At 55.5% G+C, this 20,263-nt stretch carries 15 protein-coding genes and 3 pseudogenes; 9 read left to right on the top strand and 9 right to left on the bottom strand.

The window, feature by feature from the left end; all coding sequences use genetic code 11:
- Window positions 1-5 precede the first annotated feature (5 nt).
- From AAID99_RS05170 to AAID99_RS05150, 5 genes and pseudogenes are all read left to right on the top strand, one after another.
- On the top strand, window positions 6-1,685 hold the full coding sequence (locus tag AAID99_RS05170) for a TolC family protein (RefSeq protein ID WP_188426412.1): 1,680 nt from the start codon (window positions 6-8) through the stop codon (window positions 1,683-1,685).
- Window positions 1,686-1,725: 40 nt separating this feature from the next.
- Window positions 1,726-2,577: an efflux RND transporter periplasmic adaptor subunit gene (locus AAID99_RS05165; protein ID WP_188426413.1), complete on the top strand. Its 852-nt coding sequence runs from the start codon at window positions 1,726-1,728 to the stop codon at window positions 2,575-2,577.
- Window positions 2,561-3,877, top strand: a complete 1,317-nt coding sequence (locus tag AAID99_RS05160; protein ID WP_498493348.1) for an efflux RND transporter periplasmic adaptor subunit — start codon at window positions 2,561-2,563, stop codon at window positions 3,875-3,877. Before AAID99_RS05165 ends, AAID99_RS05160 begins: the two co-directional genes overlap by 17 nt.
- The gene (locus AAID99_RS05155; RefSeq protein ID WP_498493347.1) at window positions 3,850-5,985 is read left to right on the top strand and encodes a hypothetical protein; all 2,136 of its coding nucleotides are present in this window, start codon (window positions 3,850-3,852) and stop codon (window positions 5,983-5,985) included. Before AAID99_RS05160 ends, AAID99_RS05155 begins: the two co-directional genes overlap by 28 nt.
- A gap of 48 nt (window positions 5,986-6,033) precedes the next feature.
- Window positions 6,034-6,833 (top strand): annotated as a pseudogene (locus AAID99_RS05150) (IS5 family transposase).
- A 71-nt stretch (window positions 6,834-6,904) separates the two neighbouring features.
- On the opposite strand, the gene AAID99_RS05145 reads toward AAID99_RS05150, so the two are convergent.
- The 5 genes and pseudogenes from AAID99_RS05145 to AAID99_RS05125 form a co-directional block, all read right to left on the bottom strand.
- The gene (locus tag AAID99_RS05145) at window positions 6,905-7,465 is read right to left on the bottom strand and encodes a ShlB/FhaC/HecB family hemolysin secretion/activation protein (RefSeq protein WP_498493346.1); all 561 of its coding nucleotides are present in this window, start codon (window positions 7,463-7,465) and stop codon (window positions 6,905-6,907) included.
- A 45-nt stretch (window positions 7,466-7,510) separates the two neighbouring features.
- Window positions 7,511-8,689, bottom strand: coding sequence for a POTRA domain-containing protein (locus tag AAID99_RS05140; RefSeq protein WP_498493345.1), 1,179 nt, complete (start codon window positions 8,687-8,689; stop codon window positions 7,511-7,513).
- On the bottom strand, window positions 8,689-10,230 hold the full coding sequence (locus AAID99_RS05135; protein WP_498493344.1) for a GLUG motif-containing protein: 1,542 nt from the start codon (window positions 10,228-10,230) through the stop codon (window positions 8,689-8,691). The genes AAID99_RS05140 and AAID99_RS05135 overlap by 1 nt, the downstream gene beginning before the upstream one ends.
- 60 nt (window positions 10,231-10,290) lie before the next feature.
- The gene (locus AAID99_RS05130) at window positions 10,291-12,900 is read right to left on the bottom strand and encodes a beta strand repeat-containing protein (RefSeq protein ID WP_498493343.1); all 2,610 of its coding nucleotides are present in this window, start codon (window positions 12,898-12,900) and stop codon (window positions 10,291-10,293) included.
- 386 nt (window positions 12,901-13,286) lie between these two features.
- A pseudogene (locus AAID99_RS05125) lies at window positions 13,287-13,390 on the bottom strand (IS5/IS1182 family transposase); the annotation flags it as partial.
- A gap of 176 nt (window positions 13,391-13,566) precedes the next feature.
- Here AAID99_RS05125 and AAID99_RS05120 point away from each other — a divergent pair.
- Window positions 13,567-13,854 (top strand): hypothetical protein, encoded by a 288-nt coding sequence (locus AAID99_RS05120; RefSeq protein ID WP_188426418.1) that lies wholly within the window; start codon window positions 13,567-13,569, stop codon window positions 13,852-13,854.
- Between the two features lie 279 nt (window positions 13,855-14,133).
- Here the strand turns inward: AAID99_RS05120 and AAID99_RS05115 are convergent, their stop codons facing one another.
- On the bottom strand, window positions 14,134-14,409 hold the full coding sequence (locus tag AAID99_RS05115) for a DDE-type integrase/transposase/recombinase (protein ID WP_498494265.1): 276 nt from the start codon (window positions 14,407-14,409) through the stop codon (window positions 14,134-14,136).
- Window positions 14,410-14,799: 390 nt separating this feature from the next.
- Between AAID99_RS05115 and AAID99_RS05110 the strand changes: the two genes are divergently transcribed.
- Together AAID99_RS05110 and AAID99_RS05105 are read left to right on the top strand one after the other, a co-directional pair.
- Window positions 14,800-15,291, top strand: coding sequence for a contact-dependent growth inhibition system immunity protein (locus AAID99_RS05110; protein ID WP_498493342.1), 492 nt, complete (start codon window positions 14,800-14,802; stop codon window positions 15,289-15,291).
- Window positions 15,292-15,385: 94 nt separating this feature from the next.
- Window positions 15,386-16,078, top strand: a complete 693-nt coding sequence (locus AAID99_RS05105; protein WP_498493341.1) for a hypothetical protein — start codon at window positions 15,386-15,388, stop codon at window positions 16,076-16,078.
- A 395-nt stretch (window positions 16,079-16,473) separates the two neighbouring features.
- Here the strand turns inward: AAID99_RS05105 and AAID99_RS05100 are convergent.
- The 3 genes and pseudogenes from AAID99_RS05100 to AAID99_RS05090 all read right to left on the bottom strand — a co-directional run bounded on the left by AAID99_RS05100 (window position 16,474) and on the right by AAID99_RS05090 (window position 19,043).
- A pseudogene (locus AAID99_RS05100) lies at window positions 16,474-17,227 on the bottom strand (IS5 family transposase).
- A 117-nt stretch (window positions 17,228-17,344) separates the two neighbouring features.
- Entirely contained in the window at window positions 17,345-18,025 is a 681-nt protein-coding gene (locus AAID99_RS05095; protein ID WP_188426421.1) for a peroxiredoxin-like family protein, read from the bottom strand.
- Between the two features lie 109 nt (window positions 18,026-18,134).
- On the bottom strand, window positions 18,135-19,043 hold the full coding sequence (locus AAID99_RS05090; RefSeq protein ID WP_188426422.1) for a LysR substrate-binding domain-containing protein: 909 nt from the start codon (window positions 19,041-19,043) through the stop codon (window positions 18,135-18,137).
- A gap of 116 nt (window positions 19,044-19,159) precedes the next feature.
- On the opposite strand from AAID99_RS05090, the gene AAID99_RS05085 reads away from it, so the two are divergent.
- Window positions 19,160-20,263, top strand: a complete 1,104-nt coding sequence (locus AAID99_RS05085) for an LLM class flavin-dependent oxidoreductase (RefSeq protein ID WP_498493340.1) — start codon at window positions 19,160-19,162, stop codon at window positions 20,261-20,263.

Genomic DNA, 20,263 nt, shown 5'->3' with positions numbered 1-20,263 from the left:
AAACAATGCGTCTGAAAACCCTGTTCCGTAGCGGCACCGCTGTCATAGGGCTTGTATCCCTCACGGCCTGCGGCATCCGTCCGCAACCAATGACGATGAACGAAAATATCACGCGTGCGGTGAATGATCGTAGTGAAATACAGAAGCATTACGTGCCGCTTGCAACCCCCGAATTATCGTTGGAGCAAGCCATAGCCCGAGCTCTGGCCTATAATTATCAGATCGAGGTCGCGAAGCTCGAGATCACCCAGCAGGAAAAGCAGCTTGATCTCTCGCTGACGAACATGCTGCCGCAATTGGCCGCTGATGCAGGCTATACCACCCGAAACAACAACAATGCCGCAGAAAGTATAGATGAATTTACCAATCAGCGTTCGCTCGATTATTCTTACTCCGAAGTTCCCACCCATGGCACGGCAGATGTCCAGTTCTCATGGGATCTGACCGATATCGGAGTAAGCTATTTTCAGGCACGTCAGCAGGGATATCGTGCCCTGATTGCTGTGGAACGCCGCCGTCGCGCCATCAATACGCTCGTGCGCAATACCGCTGAAGTTTACTGGCGTGCTCGTGCAGCGCAGGCCATTCTGCCGAAAATCGATCCTATGATCGCTGATGCGCGTGTCATGCTCGATAATTCAAAACACGCTGCAGATGCGCATTTGCAGAACCCTTTGATCCTGCTCGATTACCAGCAGAACGTGATGCAGCTGTTACGTCAGCTGTATCAGATGCGCAATGATCTGGTATCTGCCCAGATCCAGTTGCGTTCTTTCATCAACGTTGCTCCAGGCACGCCTGTTACGCTGATCACATCGGATGAGGTGCTGACGGCGCGCCCCATACAGGACATGGCGAAACTGGAAGAAATTACACTGGTGATGCGGCCCGAGCTGCGCGAAGAAAGCTATCAGCAAAAAATCAGCCGGCAGGATATTTATGCTCAGATCGTGCGCATGTCGCCGGGCGTGGGGGCATTGGGCAGCGAGAATTACGATACCAACAAACTGCTCTATAATAATGTTTGGGGGCAGGTAGGCGTACGGGCGACCTTCAACCTGATGAATCTGATCAGGGGACCAAGAGCAATTGCAGTGGCACACAGCGCCATTGATGCCTCGCGTGCGCGTCAGATGGCGCTCTCGGTATCACTCATTGCCGAAACCAACCTGAGCGCGCAGCAATATCTCAATAGTCTGGATATGCTTGCTTCGGCGCGACAGACCGACGATATCGGCAAGCAGATGGAAACCGTCGCAACACGCGCCACACAGGCTGGTGCGCAATCGGGTGCGGACATGATCCGTCACGAAATGGCTGGTCTCATTGCTGAGGTCGATTATGCCCGTACTCTTGCCCAGACACACGGGGCTCTGGCCAACCTCTATAATTCCGTCGGTCTCGATATCGTGCCTGCCAATGCTGATCTGAGCCATATCGATCACCTCACAGCGCAGGTCGCGCGCTCTATCACTGCATGGAAGAGCGGCGTTCTTCCTGACATGACGCTTGCAAACAACTCAGCGGCTGGCTCGGCCACGCCTGCACAGATCATCCACGCACCGGCGGCGCCTCCGCCGATCGACAGCCATGACGCCGGAGCCCCCCAAAGTAATCCGCCCAGGCTGGCGCCTGTAACCGGTGGCCAAACCCTGTCTCAGATCACTGCTGCATCGCATGCCTGAAAAAGCGCCACTTTAAACACGCGAAAGATGATGGAAGATCATGCCGTATAAATCTCCCTGCACCTGCCTATTGCTGGCAGCGATAGTCCTTGGTCTGCCCAGCGCGGGGCAGGCTGACACGATGGCCCCGGCGTCAGGCAACGCGCCTGGCCTGCCCCAAGCGCCCCTGCCAGGGGTCGCGAGCTTACCGGTTGTTCCTGGCACAAGCGCCGGAGCGAGCACGTCTTTTTCCGGCGACACGCAGCACCACTATACGGTTCAGATTCTGGCCACAGAAAGTGCGAAGATTTCATCTCCGATGGCAGGTCGGGTTACCACGCTGCCGTTCAGGGATGGCGACAGCTTTCACAAGGGTGATTTGCTGGTCGGGTTTGATTGCCTGATGGCGCAGAGCCAGAATCTGCATGCGCAGGCGGAAGTGCAGAAATACCGTTCGCTCGTCGAAACACAGAACAATCTGCGCAAGCTGCAGAGCTGGTCCAACGCAGATTATCAGACGACCCGAGCCGATCTTGCCGCGGCACAGGCTGATCTGGGTGTAACCCAGGCGGCCTTATCCTATTGCTCGGTTGTGGCTCCCTTCGATGGCACGGTGTCAGAAATCGCCGTGCACCGCGATCAGTTTCTGACGCTTGGTGGACCGATGATCAGTATCGTTGATCCTTCGCATCTCGAAATCTCCTTTCTGATTCCGGCGCGTCTTTTGACCACACACAAGACCGGCACGGCGTTTCACGTGACGATCGACGAGACAGGCAAGACCTACGACGCGGTTCTTTCGCGTATCTCGGGTGCCGCTGATCCGGTCAGCAGGACCATCAGGGTGTATGCGGCGATCACATCGGAGCATCCCGGGCTACTTCCCGGAATGACAGGTGACGCCAATTTCTGAGCTTTTCACGCCACAGGATCGCCATCGGCAGGCAGAAACCCTCGCACGATTTATCGCTTTCTCAGACAGGCTCAGGTCGGCGCATGACAGGGAGACGTTGTCGTTCGTTATGGTCAACGAGACGCGTAATGTCGTGCAGTACTCACATGCAGCTTTCTTTGAGGATCGCACACGCGAGCTGCGCGCCGTATCTGGAACTCCCGATTTTGACCCTGATGGTACCTTTGCCCGCTGGCTCAAAGCGGTTTCCGGCAGTTTCTTGTCGAAGCAGCCTGAGAGCCATGAGAGTGATGCGTTGGCGGGTGGGGCCGACAATGCAGATATTCTGCCCCCGTTTTTCCTCTCCCTGCCTCTCGAATGGAATGGTCATGAGCTAGGAATACTACTCCTCGGCCGACATACGGCTTTTAGCGACGGCCACGAACTGGCCATTCTGCAGCGTATAGGCCCCGCGATCGGCCAGGCATTATTCTGCGTGCAGGCTCAGCCCCGCAAGGTGCCGCGGGTCAGGCGGTCGGTCATGATTGCCGGTATAGGTTTACTCGCCCTTGGTTGTTTTCCTGTCCACAGCTCCATGATTGGACGTGCCGAAATCATTCCTTCCGAGCCTGCTCAGCTTGTGGCCCCTTTCGAGAGCGTAGTGCTGGATCTCAAGGTCGACCCTAACCAGCCAGTGAAAAAAGGACAGGTGCTGATCGAGCTGGACCGGGCGCAGATCCAGAATGCACTTTCCGTGGCGCGGGAAAGCCTGGCCGTGGCCGAAACTCAGTATCAGGAAGCGCTGGAGTCCGGCGTTGACGACGTCAAGGCTCGCACTGAAATCGGCCCTCTTCAGGACAAAATCGAATCCGCGAAAGCCGATGTGACATATCAGGCCTCTCTCCTCGAAAAAACTGTCATCCGGGCCCCCATCGATGGCATAGCCCTGTTTGCCGACCGCCTTGCCTGGACTGGCAAGCCCGCCCAGACGGGTGAGAAAATACTGGTTGTCGCGCCACGCAGATCGAGGATGCTCAAGATCGCAATTGCGCCCGATGGGCTTTGGCATGTCGCGGATAGCGCTCCGGTGGTCTTTTACAACAACAGTCGGCCCGAGCATCCTGTACATGGGCAGCTAATCAGTCACGCGTATGCCCCCAAACAACTTGGCGATATGTCATCGGTCTACGAGTTCCGGGCTGATCTCGATAACGAGGCGCATCTGGGTGACGAGGGAACGGGTAAGATCGTTGGCCCACGTACGCTGCTGGCCCTATGGATCTTTCGTAGGCCGTGGCAGGTCATCCGCCCGTGGCTGTGATGTCTCCGACCACGCAATCTGCCTGGCCGTTGCTAAGGGAGGATTTGCAGCTTCTACCCGGCCAGCCTGAGAATGGTCATCCGACGTGGATCCTCTATGATCCCGTTGCCCATCGCTACATCAAACTGCCCTGGTACGATATCGAGGCGTTGAACCGCTGGCATCTCGCCGATGCCAGTCGCATCGCCGATGCCATGCGGTCTGAGACAGCGATCCGTGTTAGTCCGGATGATATAGAACGATTGCGAAAATTCCTGATAGGTGCGCGACTAACCCTGCCCAACACAGCAGACCACACGCGGCAGTTCGTCGAAATTCTGGCGCGTAAGCGCTCCAACCCGGTGAAATGGCTGATTCACCACTATCTCTTCATTTCAGTCACGCTGTGTAATCCAGATGCCTTACTCGGCAGGTGGGAGGCCAGGCTGCGCTTCATGACGGGCCGAAGGGTATGGTTGATAATCGCCGGACTCGGCATCAGCGCCCTCTGCGTTATCACGCAGCAATGGGATATGTTCGTTCATGATATTGGCGACCTTTGGTCGTGGCGCGGCTTTGCCCTCGTTGGCTGCGCATATTTCCTGTCAAAAATCATGCATGAGATCGGACACGGCCTTGCGGCCAAGCGCCTCGGTTGTCGTGTTCCGTCAATGGGCCTCGCGCTTTTGGTGCTTTGTCCGGTACTCTGGACCAATACAACCAATGCGTGGCGTCTGACGTCGCCGCGTGCGCGGATAGCCATCGATATTGCCGGAATGACCGCAGAGCTTTTTCTGGGCAGCTTGGCGGCGTGGTTGTGGATCGTCCTTCCGGATGGAACCGCGCGCGAAGCAGCGCTGGCTCTTGCCGCATCGAGCTGGGTAATGGCGCTGACCGTCAATCTCAATCCACTCATGCGGTTCGACGGCTATTATATTTTCTCAGATCTGATCGGAACTGAAAATCTACAGGAACGTGCCTTCGCTTATTCGCGATGGATACTGCGTCGCGCGGTATTCGGAGACGTAACAGCCGATCGTGAGCCGGGTGAGCTTCCGACGCATAAAAAACCGCTGGTCGCTTGCTGGGCTTTCAGTACATGGATTTATCGTTTCTTCCTGTTCTTCGGCATCGCTCTGCTCGTTTACCATGCCACTTTCGAGGCGCTTGGTCTCGTACTTATGGCGATTGAGATAGGGGTCTTCATCATCATGCCTATCATGCGTGAAGCCCACATCTGGGCGCGTTCGTTTACGCAGGCACCCCACCATGGGCGTGCCCGGTTTCTGGGGCTTTGCATGCTACTGCTGCTTGCCCTCTTTCTGCCTCTGCCGTCTGCAATCCATCTCCCCGCTGTCATGGAGGCTTCGGAAGAGACCGAATTGACAAGTCGCGAGCACGGCACCATAGCGTATGTCGGAACCGAAGGGATGCCCGTCGCCAAGGGAGAGCCGATCCTCGTGCTGCACGATGATGCAATTGCGAGAGATATCGTCCATGCCCGAGCTGAGCTGAGATACTGGTCTGACATTACCACGCAGCTCATGCGCAACTCCGTCGGTCTCCAATCCCTGAATGATAGTATCGCCCATAAAGCGGCTGCGCTCGCTGCCCTCGAAAAAGCGAATGAACGTGAAGCGAGCCTGACCTTGCGTGCGCCCTTTAGTGGCGTTCTGCGCGACGTTTCCGATTCGATACGAAAGGGCAACCTGATCGCGCGGCACCAGAAAATTGCCGTTCTGGTAGCCCCTGGTAAAAGCCGGATCACGGCCTATGCCACGCAAAGACAGCTTGATTATATACAGAAAGGAGAAGGTGCCAGCTTTGTTCCTTACGACCAGGATCGAAAGACGTCTTCGTCGATACAGATCGTACATGACTTCCCGGAAGAGAGCATAAAGAAAGCTGTTTTGTGGGATGCCGGCAGAGGGGCCATAAAAGCGAAAAATATCGTAGGCAATATCAAGCCCGATAGGGCGCTATACCGTGTAGAGTCCATTTCTATTGGGGAGTTTGCGAGAAAAATACAATCTCCAGGCGTTTTGGTGATAGACGGAAAAAGCATATATCTCTCCGTTTATTTGTATAATGCGATCGTTTCATCGGTGATAGATATATTTCTCGACTAGGCTCTAAAGCTATTGGCTCGGACGGTAAAACCGGAATTAGCCTCTGCGATGAGACTGAGGGCGAGCAATCTGTATTGGCTAAGGGCCGAGAAGATAGCTCGTCTGAAGCCGCTCTTTCAGAAGTACCATGGCAGATCACGCGTCGATGATCGGCGCGTGTTAACGGGGATCATTTTCGTGAACCGCAACAAGCTGCGTTGGCGTGACGCATCGCAGATATGGTCCGCCCAAGACGTTCTACGCTCGCAGGAAGCGCTGGGAGGCCGCCCGGTTTTCGTCGGCATGATGATCGGCCTGGCCGCTCGCTGGTCAGTCTATCAGACGACCGTGATCGATGCGACCTATCTGAAGACGCACCGCGCTGCGTCCAGCCTGCGGATCAGAAAAAGGATGTGGGCAGCCTGATCAGGCGTTTGAAAGTTGGCATAAACCCGAGGTAGTACGCGCTAACAGATAGCAATGGTCAGTTGGTTAACTTCTTCATGACGGCAGGGCCGATCAACGATTAAACGGAAGCGGTGGCCTGAATCGACAGTCTTCCTGCGTCGGAATGGCTTATATGTGATCGCAGCTATGACAGCGACTGTTTCAGAGGCGGACTGAAGGTGTAGGAGGGCATACCCTGCAATATGAGACGTAGATCCCGCACGATGCTCGTAAGTTATGACTAAGGCAAATACCGGTGCTACATTCGGATCGAGATCATATCAGGACGCTCCAGGGGCCGGAGCCCCGTCACTACGCGCGACGACAGATGCTAGACCGTGTCCTGATACGCTGAATGCCTCGCCGCATTCGTTATGTTCTGGCTATATGTTACAAACCTAGCGAAGACTCCCTCGCACTGACTCTCCTGTTGTCAGAGCGAGAGGCAAATGAACCGCATTTCACCCACGCCTGCTGAAACAGCGCTGCGCCCTTAATAACCGACGGTCAGCGACATGTTTCCGAAAGCGCCCTTGTTGCCGTAGAGGCTCTGCCGCAAGGAACCGGAAAGGCCACGCAAACGCCAGCCGACGTTGAAGGTGAGAGTGGCGTAGCGCCCCATCGCACTGTGCAGATCGAGACCGATGCTGGAAAGGTCGGTCTCATTGCTCAGATTGGGAATGGGTTTGACCTGGGTGACGTGGCCATAATCGTAGAACACGCCGATCTGCTCACTGTCACGCAGGGTCGAGCGTAGACCGAGCGGGTCGAGCAGGCTGAAGGCAGGCGAGCGGATTTCGTTGGTGACGCTCACGCCCTCACTTCCCAGAGCCGTGTCAGTATAATAACCGCGCGAGGTATAGAGCCCGCCAAGCGCAAGCTGGTTGCTGTACATCAGATTGGTGCTTGAAACCTGACCTGTGGCCTGAAGTATCCAGGAGAGCCCGCCCGGCAGCCATGTGGTGCGTGTCAGGCTTATCGCATCGAAAACGTAACGATCATTGGCGCTAGGCACGAGCACATTGAAATTCCTGCGACGATTGGCCCCTGTCATGCCGCCCGGGCTGGAGATCAGCTGGTTCTGGAAGGTGGTCTGCCCCTAGGGATCGTTCATGGCGGCGTTATAGACGATAGGGAACTGGGCCACCTCGGCCTGGCTGTCGAAAACGCTGATGCCGCCGAATTCGAGGGTGTTGTTGGTGGTCTTGAAGTCGAAACCGATCTGAATGTCCTGGATCAGACGCATCTTCCTGCCGAGCGACAGGGTGGGCAGATCATGGATATAGCGCAGGCTGGCCTGTCCGCTATGGCCGGTCTGTCCCATATCGCGGTTATCGGCCCCGAGATCGGGCTTCTGCCAGGCATAGGAGCCAAAGACCTGAAGCCTGTCCCGCCATGGCAGGGGGGCGGTCCATGTCAGGGCATGGCCGCTATAGCGATCGCTGGCGGCATGGGTGAACTGATAGGAAAGGGTCTGGTCCAGACCTGCAACATTGCCCCAGGTGCCGCCCAGCGCCCATTCGGATTGGCCGAGCACGGGCACGCCGGCATTGTCATAGGAGCCATAGACATGGAGCGGCAGACGATCCCTTGTCTGGAGAATGACGTCTGTGGTGCCCTGGGCCTGGCCCGGAGCAAACACGGCATCGGTACTGCGAAACGGATTGCTGTTGAGCCGGTCGAGATCGTCCTGCACCCCTGCCAGTGTCAGGGTCTGTTCCGGAACCAGACCGCTTTCCTGTCGGATAAGGTCGTCGGAAAACCAGCGATTACCCTGCGTCCTGACGGCGCCGAGGCGATATTCGGTGACCAGGATCTGGATGATTCCGTTACTGACATTCTGGGGCGGGATGGTGAGGGTAACGAATGGATGTCCCTTGCGGCGATAGAGCGTATCGACCTGGCGGGCGATGGTGTTGAGATCGTCGAACGTCACGGGCTTGCCCAGTCGGGCGTAGAGTGCGGCCTGCAGCGCTCTATCCGCAATCAGGGGCAGGCCGGAAGAGGTGATACCCGTTTTATCGACCGCAACCCCGGCCACCTGCACATCCTGGCTGCGGGAGACGAAGACCAGCCCCTTGAGGGAGGACGTCACGAGGGAGGCCGACTGGGGCAGGGGATTATTCTCCCGACCCGGCGGGATGACGCGGGGTGGCATGACCGGCGCCACGGGCTGTTTGGGCGCTAGGCGACTATAGGCCTGGGCGTGCGCGTCATGTGGCAGGGCCAGGAGCGGAAGAAGGACGAGCGCGCGGCCCGACAGAATGATCGGGCGCATTACTGTGCTTTCCGGAGCTGGTTGGTAACAGAGGTGGCGGGCAGGGTAATGCGATAGGCTGATCGACCGCCTGCAAGGATGATCTGTTCGGGGAAGGGGGTGGAACTTGCTAAACTGTTTGAAGATGAAACTGCGATCGGAATGCTGGCGCGGTTATTCGCCCCGCTGAAGCTGATATTGGCCTGTGCCGAAACCGGCGTGGGCCAGAAAATTCTGGCAAGCGCCACAACAGAAGCTGGAGGTGTTACGGGCGCGGGTGTGACGGGCTCAGGTACGGCAGGCGACGGGGTAACCGGCATTGGAATAATAGGCGCAGGTGTTACGGGCTCAGGCGCGACAGGCGCGACAGGCGCCGGGGTAACGGGGGTGGGCGTCACGGGCTCAGGCACAACAGGCGCTGGCGCAGAAATCGTCAGTAGGGCGGAGCGGTAAAGAATGGCATAATTGGCCAGTCCCGTTCCGACCGCATTCGATACAGCAATCGCATAGCTCCCCGCAGGGCTTGCACTAGTGGCGCCTGAGGTCAGCGTGGCGCCCGTCACAGTGTCACCATTGACGAGACCACTAGTCGCGAAGGCCGTGCTGCCGAGCATCGGCGTCTGGCCGTAGACGCCGTTCTGGTTGAGGGCCGTGATCGTGAGTGGGGCGGGCGTGATCGTATTTGTATTGATGCCATCAAAGGCTGGAGCGTAGGTGACCTGATAGCCATCAGCCGTCACACCCGTGCCATAGATAGCCCCTCTGGAGCCAGCATTGCTAGTTTTTGAAAGGACTGCATTTTGCCAAGTGATCGTGCCATTGATCCTGCCGTTAACGTCGGCGCCACTCTGGTCCGTATAGGTTATGCCGGAGGCGCTAATGACACTTGATCCATAGACCTGCGTCGCACCATTGGACTTGATCACAATATAAGGCAGAGCAGACAGCACAGGGTAAGGAGACCCGGAAATCCAGGCCGACAGATCCGTAAAGCCGTTTAAGTTTCCATTCGCCAACGGCCCCTTTGTCAGCCATTCATTCGTTGTCAGGCCTGTTGCGCCGCCTGCACTCCCGGCCCCTACACCCAGGGTCTGGCTAGTCGTCGTCGTGTCCCAATAGGCATTACTGATAGTGGTTTGCCCCCGCTGATAACCCGCCAGGCCGCCTATATAGCTGTTTGCGCCTGTGCTGGAGACGTTGCCAGTGCCGTAAACGTTAGTGATCAGACTGTCATTGTTCGCACCCAGCAAGCCGCCGATAGCGCTACCTTCTGCTGTGCCGGTGACACTGCCTGTAGCGTAGGCATTGATGATGGTGCCGCCGTCGTTCCAGCCCACCAGACCACCGATAGCGCTAATCTCGGCTGTACCTGTGACTTTGCCTGTAGCATATGCGTTGTCGATGGTGCCGCCGTCATTCCAGCCCACCAAACCGCCCACAGAGCTATCTGCGCTTGAGGCTGAGACGTTTCCGGTGGCGTAGGCGTGGCTGATCGAGCCGAGGTTAGCGCCGACCAGGCCACCGACACTCCTGCCTGTGCCTGAAATGCTCCCGCCAAGCATGCCGATAATTTTTTATGACGCCGTTGGTATTTCCGACATTAGTATCAGTGCCGAGCTGTCCTATAAGACCGACACTATACGCGCCTGACGAGATGACGAGATGACGAGATTGTTTACTGTGTAACCTAGGCCGTCGAGCGTTCCGGTGAATGGGGAGTTGCCGGATCCGATAGGAGTAAATCCCGTATATCCTGAGGCGTCGACCGCGTTGCCAAGCACGTAGCGCCCGGCCAGATTATTCTGCATGGCCTGGAGCTGGGGGAGGTTGAGCACAACCGTGTAGAGATTCGCGGCAGTGTCGTTGACACTGAACACTTGGTTGCCACTCAGACCCAGAAGATACGGCGTCGTTCGGTTCCCTGCATTGCTCCATGTCAGAGCGCTGAACCCGACAGGAAGGGAGGATTGTAACTGTGCCGTCGTTAGGCCCGTCAGGCCAGATCCGCCACCCCCCCCCACGCCTCCGGGCATTCTGCTAGACGACACATCCCAGAAGTTTCCGCTAATTTCACCAAAATTATAACCAACAAATCCACCGCTGAAGGCGGCCACACTCGATACTGACCCAGTCGAGTACGCGTTGCTGATCGTTGTAAGATTATAACCGACGAGCCCGCCTGCATCGGAAGCGGTGCCGGAAACGATTGTAGTCGCGTAGGTGTTGTTGATCGTACCGTAATTTGTACCGACTAGCCCGCCGATGTTGCTACCATTGCCTGAGGCCGAGACCGATCCGGTTGAATATGCATTGCTGATCGTACCTTGATTGTAGCCTATTAGTCCGCCGATACTCGAGGAGGAGACGCCAGTATTGTCGGCTCCGGTCGCGTAGACATGACTTACCAAACCATAATTAGAGCCAGCTATTGTGCCAACATTAGAGTTTGAGGCTGATCCAGTCGCGCTTTCTTCGATCATACCAATATTTTCGATCGTGCCGCCTGAGGCGACCTGCCCGAACAGACCCACATATTTTGCGTTCGAAGAGATGGTCAGATTGGAGATGGTATTGCCGAGGCCGTTGAAATCGCCGGCAAAGCCGTTCGATCCGCCGAGGGGGGTAAAGTTCGACACAGCGCTGGCATCGAGGGGATGGGCAAGGGCGTAATACCCGCTGGTCCCGATATCTTGCAGATCATTCGTGCTGGCGATCAGGGTATAGGCATTGCCATTGATGGTCACTGCGCCACCGGTATTGGCGGTGGTATTTCGGTTGGGAAACTGAATGGCACTGCCGTTCAGGGCCAGTGTACCGCCGCTGCTGGTCCCACCACTATTATTATTCGTGACCAAAGCCAGCGTGCCATTGCCGGTGACGGTAATCCCGGCATTGAGTGTGATGCTATGATACGCACTCAGGGTCAGCGTGCTGGCTGTGCTCCGCGAGATCGGCGCATTGAGGATGATATCCCCGTTACTGCCAGAGCTTGTACCGTAGCCGCTAGCCGCGTTGGCGGTGGTCTGCTGGGTGACATTGTTGCCAGAGGCCAGCGTGTTGTTGATCGTGGCGGCCGCGTTGGCATCGATGGTCAGGTCAGTAGGATCGAGGAGCCACTGCCCGCCTGTGCCTGCATCGATCGTGGCGTTACCCAGCTCCATCGTATGCGCCGAGGTCTCGATGTCACCGCCCGCACCATTATCCTTGCCGCGGGCTTTGAGCGTCGCACCACTGGCAATGGTCGTGCGTGTGGCGAGATTGACCCCGCCCATGGCATCCGTGCCCACCAGAACATGGCCGCCCTGCTTACCCGACTTCGTGGCAGAGGCATCGAGTACGGCACGACTGCCGAGGCCAACCTCATGTCCATTGGCCCGGATCGTACCGCCTGCACCGTCCCGGGTAGTGGCAATGACAGTCGTATCCTCGACCGTCACCTTGCCCTGAGGGGCGGTGAGCCAGATCTGTCCATTGACCGTTCTGGTGCCGGTGGCCTGGATCAGCCGGTCGCGATTACCTGCCAGCGCATAGACATTGCCCCCCGCAGCTGCAAGCGTGGCCGCTGCTGCCTGGATGTGGCCCGTATTGGTCACATCGCCCGTGGCAGTGGCATCGGTCTCGACATAGATCCCGTCAGGGCCCTCTGCCTCGCTCAGGATCACCTTGTTGCCCGCAGCAAGCGCCACCGTGCCATTGGCCGCATTCACCGTGCCGCTATTGCTGACCGATTGCCCAACCAGCACGACATTGCCATTCGTGCTGGTGATCCTGCCCTCATTCCTGACCGTGCCCGACGAGTTGCCGGAGAAGGCGAGGCTGCCCCCCTTCATGAAAGCTCTGTCGGTTGTGTCACGGGTCGAGGCGACGAAGCTGCCACCTGTGGCGACTGTACCTTTGGGACCAATCACGATGCCATTGGGATTGATGAGATAGAGCGAGCCCGTGGCGCCAAGATGCCCCTGAAGCTCGGACATCTGTGCGCCCGTCACCCTGTTCAGGGTGGCACCGCTGCCATTCTCGAACTGCACCGAATGGCCAGAAGCGATGGAAAACCCCTGCCAGTTGATGACGCCGCGTGCCGTGCTCTGCGTTACCGTCATGGCAGTGCCAGCGCTCGCAATGCTGCCACTGCCTGCAGTAAAACTCCCCCCGCTCGGCAGGGCCTGCGCCAGAGCAAGGCCTGGCGTAAGCGCCGTAAAACCCAGCAAGAGAATACGCGCGGTCAGTGTCATGCTTGGATTCCGTTTTCGTGTCTGATGTCCGGCAGGCCATCTCTATTTTGTGAACGGAACGATATCTGTTACAAAAAATAATACTAGAGAAATATGAAAAAACTTTTATGACGCCTCGGTCACATTTGCGAGGAGCGCAACTAGGCTCAGGGCCAGAACATGGCGATTGCGGCGACGCATATGGCGGAGAAAGAAAGGGTTAGGTATCTGATGTAGCGTGTTACGTTCCGTCGCGAGTTCTTAACCCTGCCAAACGTGGTCTCAATGCGGTTGCGGCATTTGTATTTGCGGCTGTCGTACTTGACGGCCTTCCGTGGAGGCTTCGTCCTGGAATTCAGGGTTCTATGTGGAACATACTCTCGTGAAGCATCGTGTCAGCGCGGATCACTCCGGACGCTGTGGTCACTAACACGGTGCCTGCCGTGGCTCTTGGGAAAAAAGGGCCGCAGAGGATCATTTGCTCGTAAGTCAGCCAGTTCATGTCACTCATTTGCAGTCTCCTCACAGGGCCTGAAACAGGTCGCTGCCTAAGAAAATGGGTCCTGAGCCTAGAATCATGGCAAGGAGGATGAAATCGGAATCCTGCGTTATAGAAATTTTGATTATTTACTCGGAATATCATAATATTAAGCTATAATTACCATTTTATAGGTAACGGGAACCGCCATGAGAAAAAAAATTCTGTTGGTTGCAACATTGGAAATGTTGGTGGGACGATCCTTTGCCGAAGATGCAAAACCGATGAATTTTCAGTTATATTCGCAGAAAGATAACGGAAATTGGGGACAAATTGAATGTCGCGATTTTTACAAGAAAAAAGATGGGACTTGGTCAAGCAAAAGGCCTGTAAAAATCTTATCAGAAAAAACCCTTGTTGTTAAATATAATGGAGACAATATTACTTTTTCTGGAAAGAAAATAGAAAACGAAATCAATAAGATATGTAAAAGATAGTTTTAATGCTCAGGCTGGCGGTTCTTAGTCAGAACAGGTACTGTCACGTTAACTTGAGGAGGTGGACTGAAGCCCACGAGAGGGATATGCAGATGCTGAGAGCGGTCGCGCTACTCCGTCGAGCGAAAGCTCTGATACGATGAATGTGCAGCGAAAAAGCGGTGGTGATGAAGGCGGAGGGGACTAAGAGATTACGAATTGCCGAAAAGACAGAGACGAAGCGTTGACACCCGTCTGGTTAAGGAAAATTCTGCATGAACCGCTCATGTTTTTGCAGGTTTAAATGGCTGTTTTCTGACCCATTTTCAGACCCTTATGCGAAAGCGAGAGGCGCATTTTTCGTCTGGCTGCTTGGTAGGATTTCAACTTCTCGCCTTCTCGCCTTCTCGCCTTCTCAGTGCTCATGCGGCTGGGGCGCAAGCTCTGCTGTCTCGAAAGCTGTATCAGCAGACGTCTTGCTGCTTTGATGTTCCTACGGGTCAGCAGGATTTCATCGAGAACATACCCCTCGTGATCCACAGGCACCCACAGCCTGTGAAATTGGCCACGGATCATAATCGTACCTTGTTCAGACGCGGGATATCGCCAGGTCAGGCCTTCTTGCGTCGCAGGCAGTGGGCATAAGCCGTACCGAACTCCAGGTTCCACCGACGGATCATTTTATACCAGGCGACAACGCCCGCTCGAGCAACATTTCTTCAACGAGACAAAAGTTCCGTGAGAAACCGAAATAGAGCCAAACCGCATGCGCAATCAACTTTCTCGGAAATCGGTGCCGTTTGTTGCTCGAAGACGACACTCTCATCGTCAGCCTTTACTATTCCAGACTTAACGTGACACTACCGCTTAATCGAGCGCACGACTATGCTACTGAAATAGGAATTAACCTCAAATTATGGAAACTAAAATGAGCATTGTTGATAGACGGTATTGGGCAAATATAAAATGACCGAGAAATCCATAAATGTAAAAACGCACTATGGATATAGAATATTTCAGTATGATCATTCCGGAGAAAATATTTATCTTTCTACAGAAGTAAATAATATAGATTTTGGATTGGCAATATTGCCTGCCCTTGGCGCCAGCAGGTTTGTGGTTCCAGCGCCTCGCAATGATGTCGTAGTCCACCCTGACGTTGAATACGATGCACCCCTCCATAATTATATCCTGACGGAGGAGCGTTATAAAAAGTGGGTGACGGAGACTATGGAGAAATTTGGCTATAAGACAAAAAAAGCCATGTTCAAAAATATGAAAAATTGTGATGTGGTAAAGAGCGCTAAAGATATAAAAATAAGACCATGGTTCCATGATAAATTGGAGTCGTGGTCTTTAGATGGGATTTCTGAAGAGGATAACGTAGTTATTCCCGCCGATAGCAGCGCGGAAGAGATAGGCGTAGCGGCGCGTCTTGCTTTGAGTAGATGTATATGAGCCGAAGCAAGAGAGTTGCATGAAAATTTTCGTAGAGCGCACTTCTGAAGAAGCAGATCGAATTTAAAAACGACACGCAAACAGATATCACGGCTTGCAATATCTTGTGGATCGTCTGGGCAAGACACCGTCGGATTATACGTTCCTGGGTAATTCCTATTTTGACCAGCAATATGTGCAGCAGCAGATTGTGTCTGCGACGGGCCAGACCTTTCTCGGCGGCACGTTTGTCAACGCATCCTCTCAGATGCAGGCACTGGTCACGAACCGAGCGGATCAGGCGCAGCGCCTTGGGTTGACTTTCGGTCAGGCGCTGAGCGATGAACAGAAGGCGTCCCTGACGCAGAACATCGTCTGGTATGTGCCGGCGCAGGTGAATGGTGCGACGGTGCTGGCGCCGAAGCTTTATCTGGCGCCGGGCAATGTCGCGCTGAGCGGCGGCACGATTGCGGCGAGCGGTGCGGCGTTGCTCTCGGCCAGCAATGACATTACCTTCAATGGCGGTCGCCTGAGTTCGGGTGGTGATTTGTCGATGCTGGCGGGCAACAGCCTGACGCTTGGGGCCGGGACAGTGCGTCAGGCCACGGCGGTGAAGGGCGCCAATGTCAGCAGCGCGTTCAGCCAGACGCAGAATTACACGAGCTCCATCAGTGCGGGTGGCAATGCGGTTCTGGCGGCCCTTGGGGGCGATCTGAAATCGGCGGGTGCGATAATCGACAGCACGGGCAATATGGTGCTGTCTTCTGATTTTGTCAGGCAATGTGGAAAAGTTTTCTTAGAAGGCTAGTAAACTCAGAATGAGCGTTATTGGGGAAATCGATGAATGAATTTGATAGAGAAATTGCCAGCCTAAGGGATGTGTGTCGATCTCATATAGACGGAGGTATTGACTTAATATTTTTGCAATCAAAAATAAGATTAACGGAGGATATCATATACTCTTTTGAAAATAGATTCATTACTAAATTTTTGAGTAAGATAGGAAATAAATTGGAGAGTATTATTTACACAATCGACGAGCGCGACCGAGGGAAAGCTGCAGATAATGTATGCTCCGAAATAATAGAATACTTCATTAAAAAACGACCGCGCACATGAGTTGTGTCTACCCCGCGGGATTAATACTCATAGCCAGAGCATAACCGTTGCAGCGAGATGGAAGACTGTGAAGGAAACGGTCGGTCATCTGTCATCATGTGCTGCAACCTGCCGCCAGTCCTTGAGCCTCCCGAACATGATCTCTAAACGGTTACACTTTTTGTATTCCCGCCGGTCATACCTTATCGGTTTTCCGCGGCATTTCTGTCATAGAATTGGTGGGGAAGTGATCTCTCTCTCCTCCAAGGCATCCCTGAAGGAGGCAGCGTCATAACCCCTGTCTGCCAGCATTCACTATGCTATAGGAAGGCTGTCCAGCAGGACAGAGGCGCCAGCGAAATCTCTAGCCTGTTCGGTTGTCAAAAAGAAGCTCTGCGGTCGTCCGTTCTGGTCGTTGTCTGCATGCCAGGTGATGTCTATCCTGCCTTCGATGCAACCGATCAGATGCTCTGTATTCCCTCTTTTACCTCAGGCTTGGAGCCGTATGGAATGCCTTGTTGCAAAGTGTGTTCACCATGATGGTCCGAAGTTCAGATTTCGCAACAGGTAGGCCAACCATCATTCGCGTGAAAATACCCATGTTGTCCTCACGCTTTCAGCGTCTGTAAAGCGCCTCGCGCAGCCCGTTTTCCCGGGGCACATCACGCCAGCGAACACTATTGCGGTTTACAAAAAAAAGGATGTCTCCCGGCACGCGAAGGCCATCAACACGTAGTTTGCCGTGGTACTCGGGAACGAACGGTGGAATGCGCTTCAGCCGATTGCCCGTTAGAGAAAATTGGTCGCTCCTTCTCAGCCTTCTCGTAAAGCCTAGATCAGATCTCTGCCATCTGATCATTGAGGCCTGAGCCTGATTACACAGGGCCGTTGCAGGCACGCGTTAATCAAACGGATTTTAAAGAAATGCTATGAAACTTCTTATCACCCGTTCTGAGTATTCTCCACGTCAGTTATTTTACAGAGCCTCCACAATTCTTCCGACATCCGTTCGCTGCATCCAGTCAGGGGACACGTCGCGGAAGACGATCTGTTTTTTATGGTCCAATACGTATATCGCGGGTTTGGGGAGTTCCCACTTGTCCGTTCCGTTGAGGCTTCGAGGGTCGATGCCTTTTTCGATTGCGGCCTGACGGGATGGTTCGTCGTATTCGTAAGTGATGCCGAGCTTGCGCGACAGCTCGAGGCCTTCATCCGTCACGACGGCAAATGGCAATTGATGCGCCTCGCTGATCGCGCGGAGAAGCTGGGGCGGCTGGGGGGATATAGCGATCAGCTCAACGTCGAGGCGCCTGAGTTCCGGAAACAGATGATCGCGGTAATACGGCAAGGCGATATTACAGGCCGGGCATCCGGCAAAACGGAAAAATACCAGGACTGATGGCTTATCATCCGCCTGAGGATAGGTCAGTCGCGTGCCGTCCAGCCTGGTAAGCAAGGCGTCAGGAAACCGATCCCCAACGCCAGGTCCTGATGAAAGATCATGCTCGCGAACAAGAAGCGCGCGTTGGTTGCGATTAATCGCCAGAGCCTCTGCGGGCCAGGATCGTTCCCGCTCGCGTTCGAGGGCCTCGAACCGTTCTGACAGAGAGGGGGTCTTCCGGTCTTTTGCATTGAGGGCTGCGGGGAAATCGCCCATGAGATCATGCTCCTGAGATGGCTGATATTCCCCCCTACGGTGTCAGAGGCTTTGCGAAATCCCAACAGAGTTTCGCTCAACCTCCAGTTTGACGTTTCTCATGAGACCTTCATTCCTGATTATCCCGGGTTTCCTGCACCAGCAATTCGGCAAGGTCATCGGCTGCTTCCGAGATACCTCGCCGCTTGAACAATATTGTCGGAAGGTCCGGCAGGTTGGGCAGGCTGCCGGAGGCCATGACCGGCAACCCCGCAGCCGCAGCATAGCCGGTTGTCCGGGCACTGGCACCGAGCCCGCTCTTCAGGGCTGCTCTTAGGCCGGGAAGATGGGGCGTCTCGAGCAGGATGCGGTGCTCACGGCCTGCATTCTGCAACGTGGTGAGAACAGCGTTACGGAACTGGCAGGGCGGTTCGAGCAGGACCAGAGGCACTTCGCCGGAATCCGCATGCGTCTGATTGCCGAGCCAGATCATGCGGGTCTGGGCGACCTCGACCAGTTCAGCATCGCCACGTTCAGCATGGCGACCGAAGCCAAGCACGATATCGAGCTTGCTGCGGTCATACAGATCGAGCAGATCCATGGTGCCTCCGACATGCAGACGCAGCCGGGCTCGCGGATGAGCATGGTGAAACCGCGCGAGAGTCCCAGGGAGGATGGTGTCGGCGTAGTCCTGGGTCATGCCGAGATGGATCGGCTCCGGGTCAAAGCCCTGACCCATTGATTGAACGATCTGATCGTTCAAGGCGAGAAACTGTCGCGCCCTGACGAGAAGATCCTCTCCTGCGGCTGTCAGTGTCAGAGCCCGACCATCGCGACGAAAGAGTTTCTGCTGCAGCAGGTCTTCCAGACGTTTCATCTGAAGGCTGAGCGCTGACTGGGTCAGAAAAATCGCTTCCGTCGCCTGTGCCATGGAGCCGGCATCGACGATCGCCACGAAAGACCGGACGAGTTCTGTCGGCATATTGGTCGCCATGCGTCTTGGCTGACGCTGCGGGGGTGGGGAGGGAGCTTCTGACATGGAGCCTCGTTTAACGATATAAAACTGTCTATTTAATATTATTGCGTTGAATGATCGGAAAACTCAATGTGAAATAGGATTACCACGACACAGATTTGGTAAATGGGAGAAGCAGGATGGCTGTCGAGTTCATAGGCTTTGTCGGCAATCGCAACGCGTCGGAAACCATCGCGCCCGCCGGCGCAAGTTTCGACCCGCTTTATGTCGAGACCGCAGCCAAGATCCACGAAAGCGCTGGTTTTGATCGTGCGCTTTTCGCGCTGCATTCGGACTCGCCCGACAGCTTCACGGTAGCGGCCCATGCCCAGGCTATCGCGCCAAAGCTTGGCTTGCTGATCGCCCACAGGCCAGGCTTTATTGCTCCCACTCTTGCGGCGCGTCAGTTCGCGACGCTCGACCATCTCTCGAATGGGCGTGTCGCCCCCCATATCATTACCGGGGCAAGCGATATCGAATTTCAGGCAGATGGCGATTTTACAACAAAATCGGAACGCTACGCGCGTACCCGCGAATATCTCGACATCATACGTCTCGAATGGGGCTCGGAAGAGCCGTTCGATTATGACGGCCGCTTTTATCGTGTTGCCGGCGGCCGCTCCCAGATAAGGCCCCGAAATCCCGCGGGAATACCGGTCTATTTCGGCGGCTCTTCTCCCGAGGCCATAGAAGTGGCGGGAAAGCACGCTGACGTCTATGCGCTTTGGGGAGAAAGCTATGCCCAGGTTGCCGAGACCGTTGCAAGGGTCAGGGCGGCAGCGGTACCCTATGGCCGCTCCCCGAGGTTTTCGCTCTCTCTCAGGCCCATACTAGCCGAGACCGAAGACGGCGCCTGGGCCAAGGCCGAGGGTATTCTGGCGCGAGCGCAGGCTCTGCTGAGCAGAACAGGCTTCGGCAGAGAGGCGCATATTCATGCAGAGGGTTCGCGCCGTCTTCTGGCCGCAGCAGGCGACAACCATCGCGCCGACAAGCGCCTGTGGACTGGCATCGCGGCCCTGACAGGGGCGAAGGGGAACTCAACATCGCTTGTGGGCACACCAGATCAAGTGGCTGATGCGCTGCTCGATTACCACCGTCTGGGCATTTCCACGTTCCTGATACGCGGCTTTGATCCTCTGCCCGATGCGCTTTCTTACGGCAGCGATCTCATACCGCGCGTCAAGGCGTTGATCGCCCGTGAAGAGGCCCAGACGGCACAGATTTCCGCCAGCAAGGCCGCGTGA

This window comes from Asaia sp. Ae19-3 (assembly GCF_059801175.1).
The sequence above is the reverse complement of the archived record's forward strand: the minus strand, read 5'-3'. Positions and strand labels throughout refer to the sequence as shown.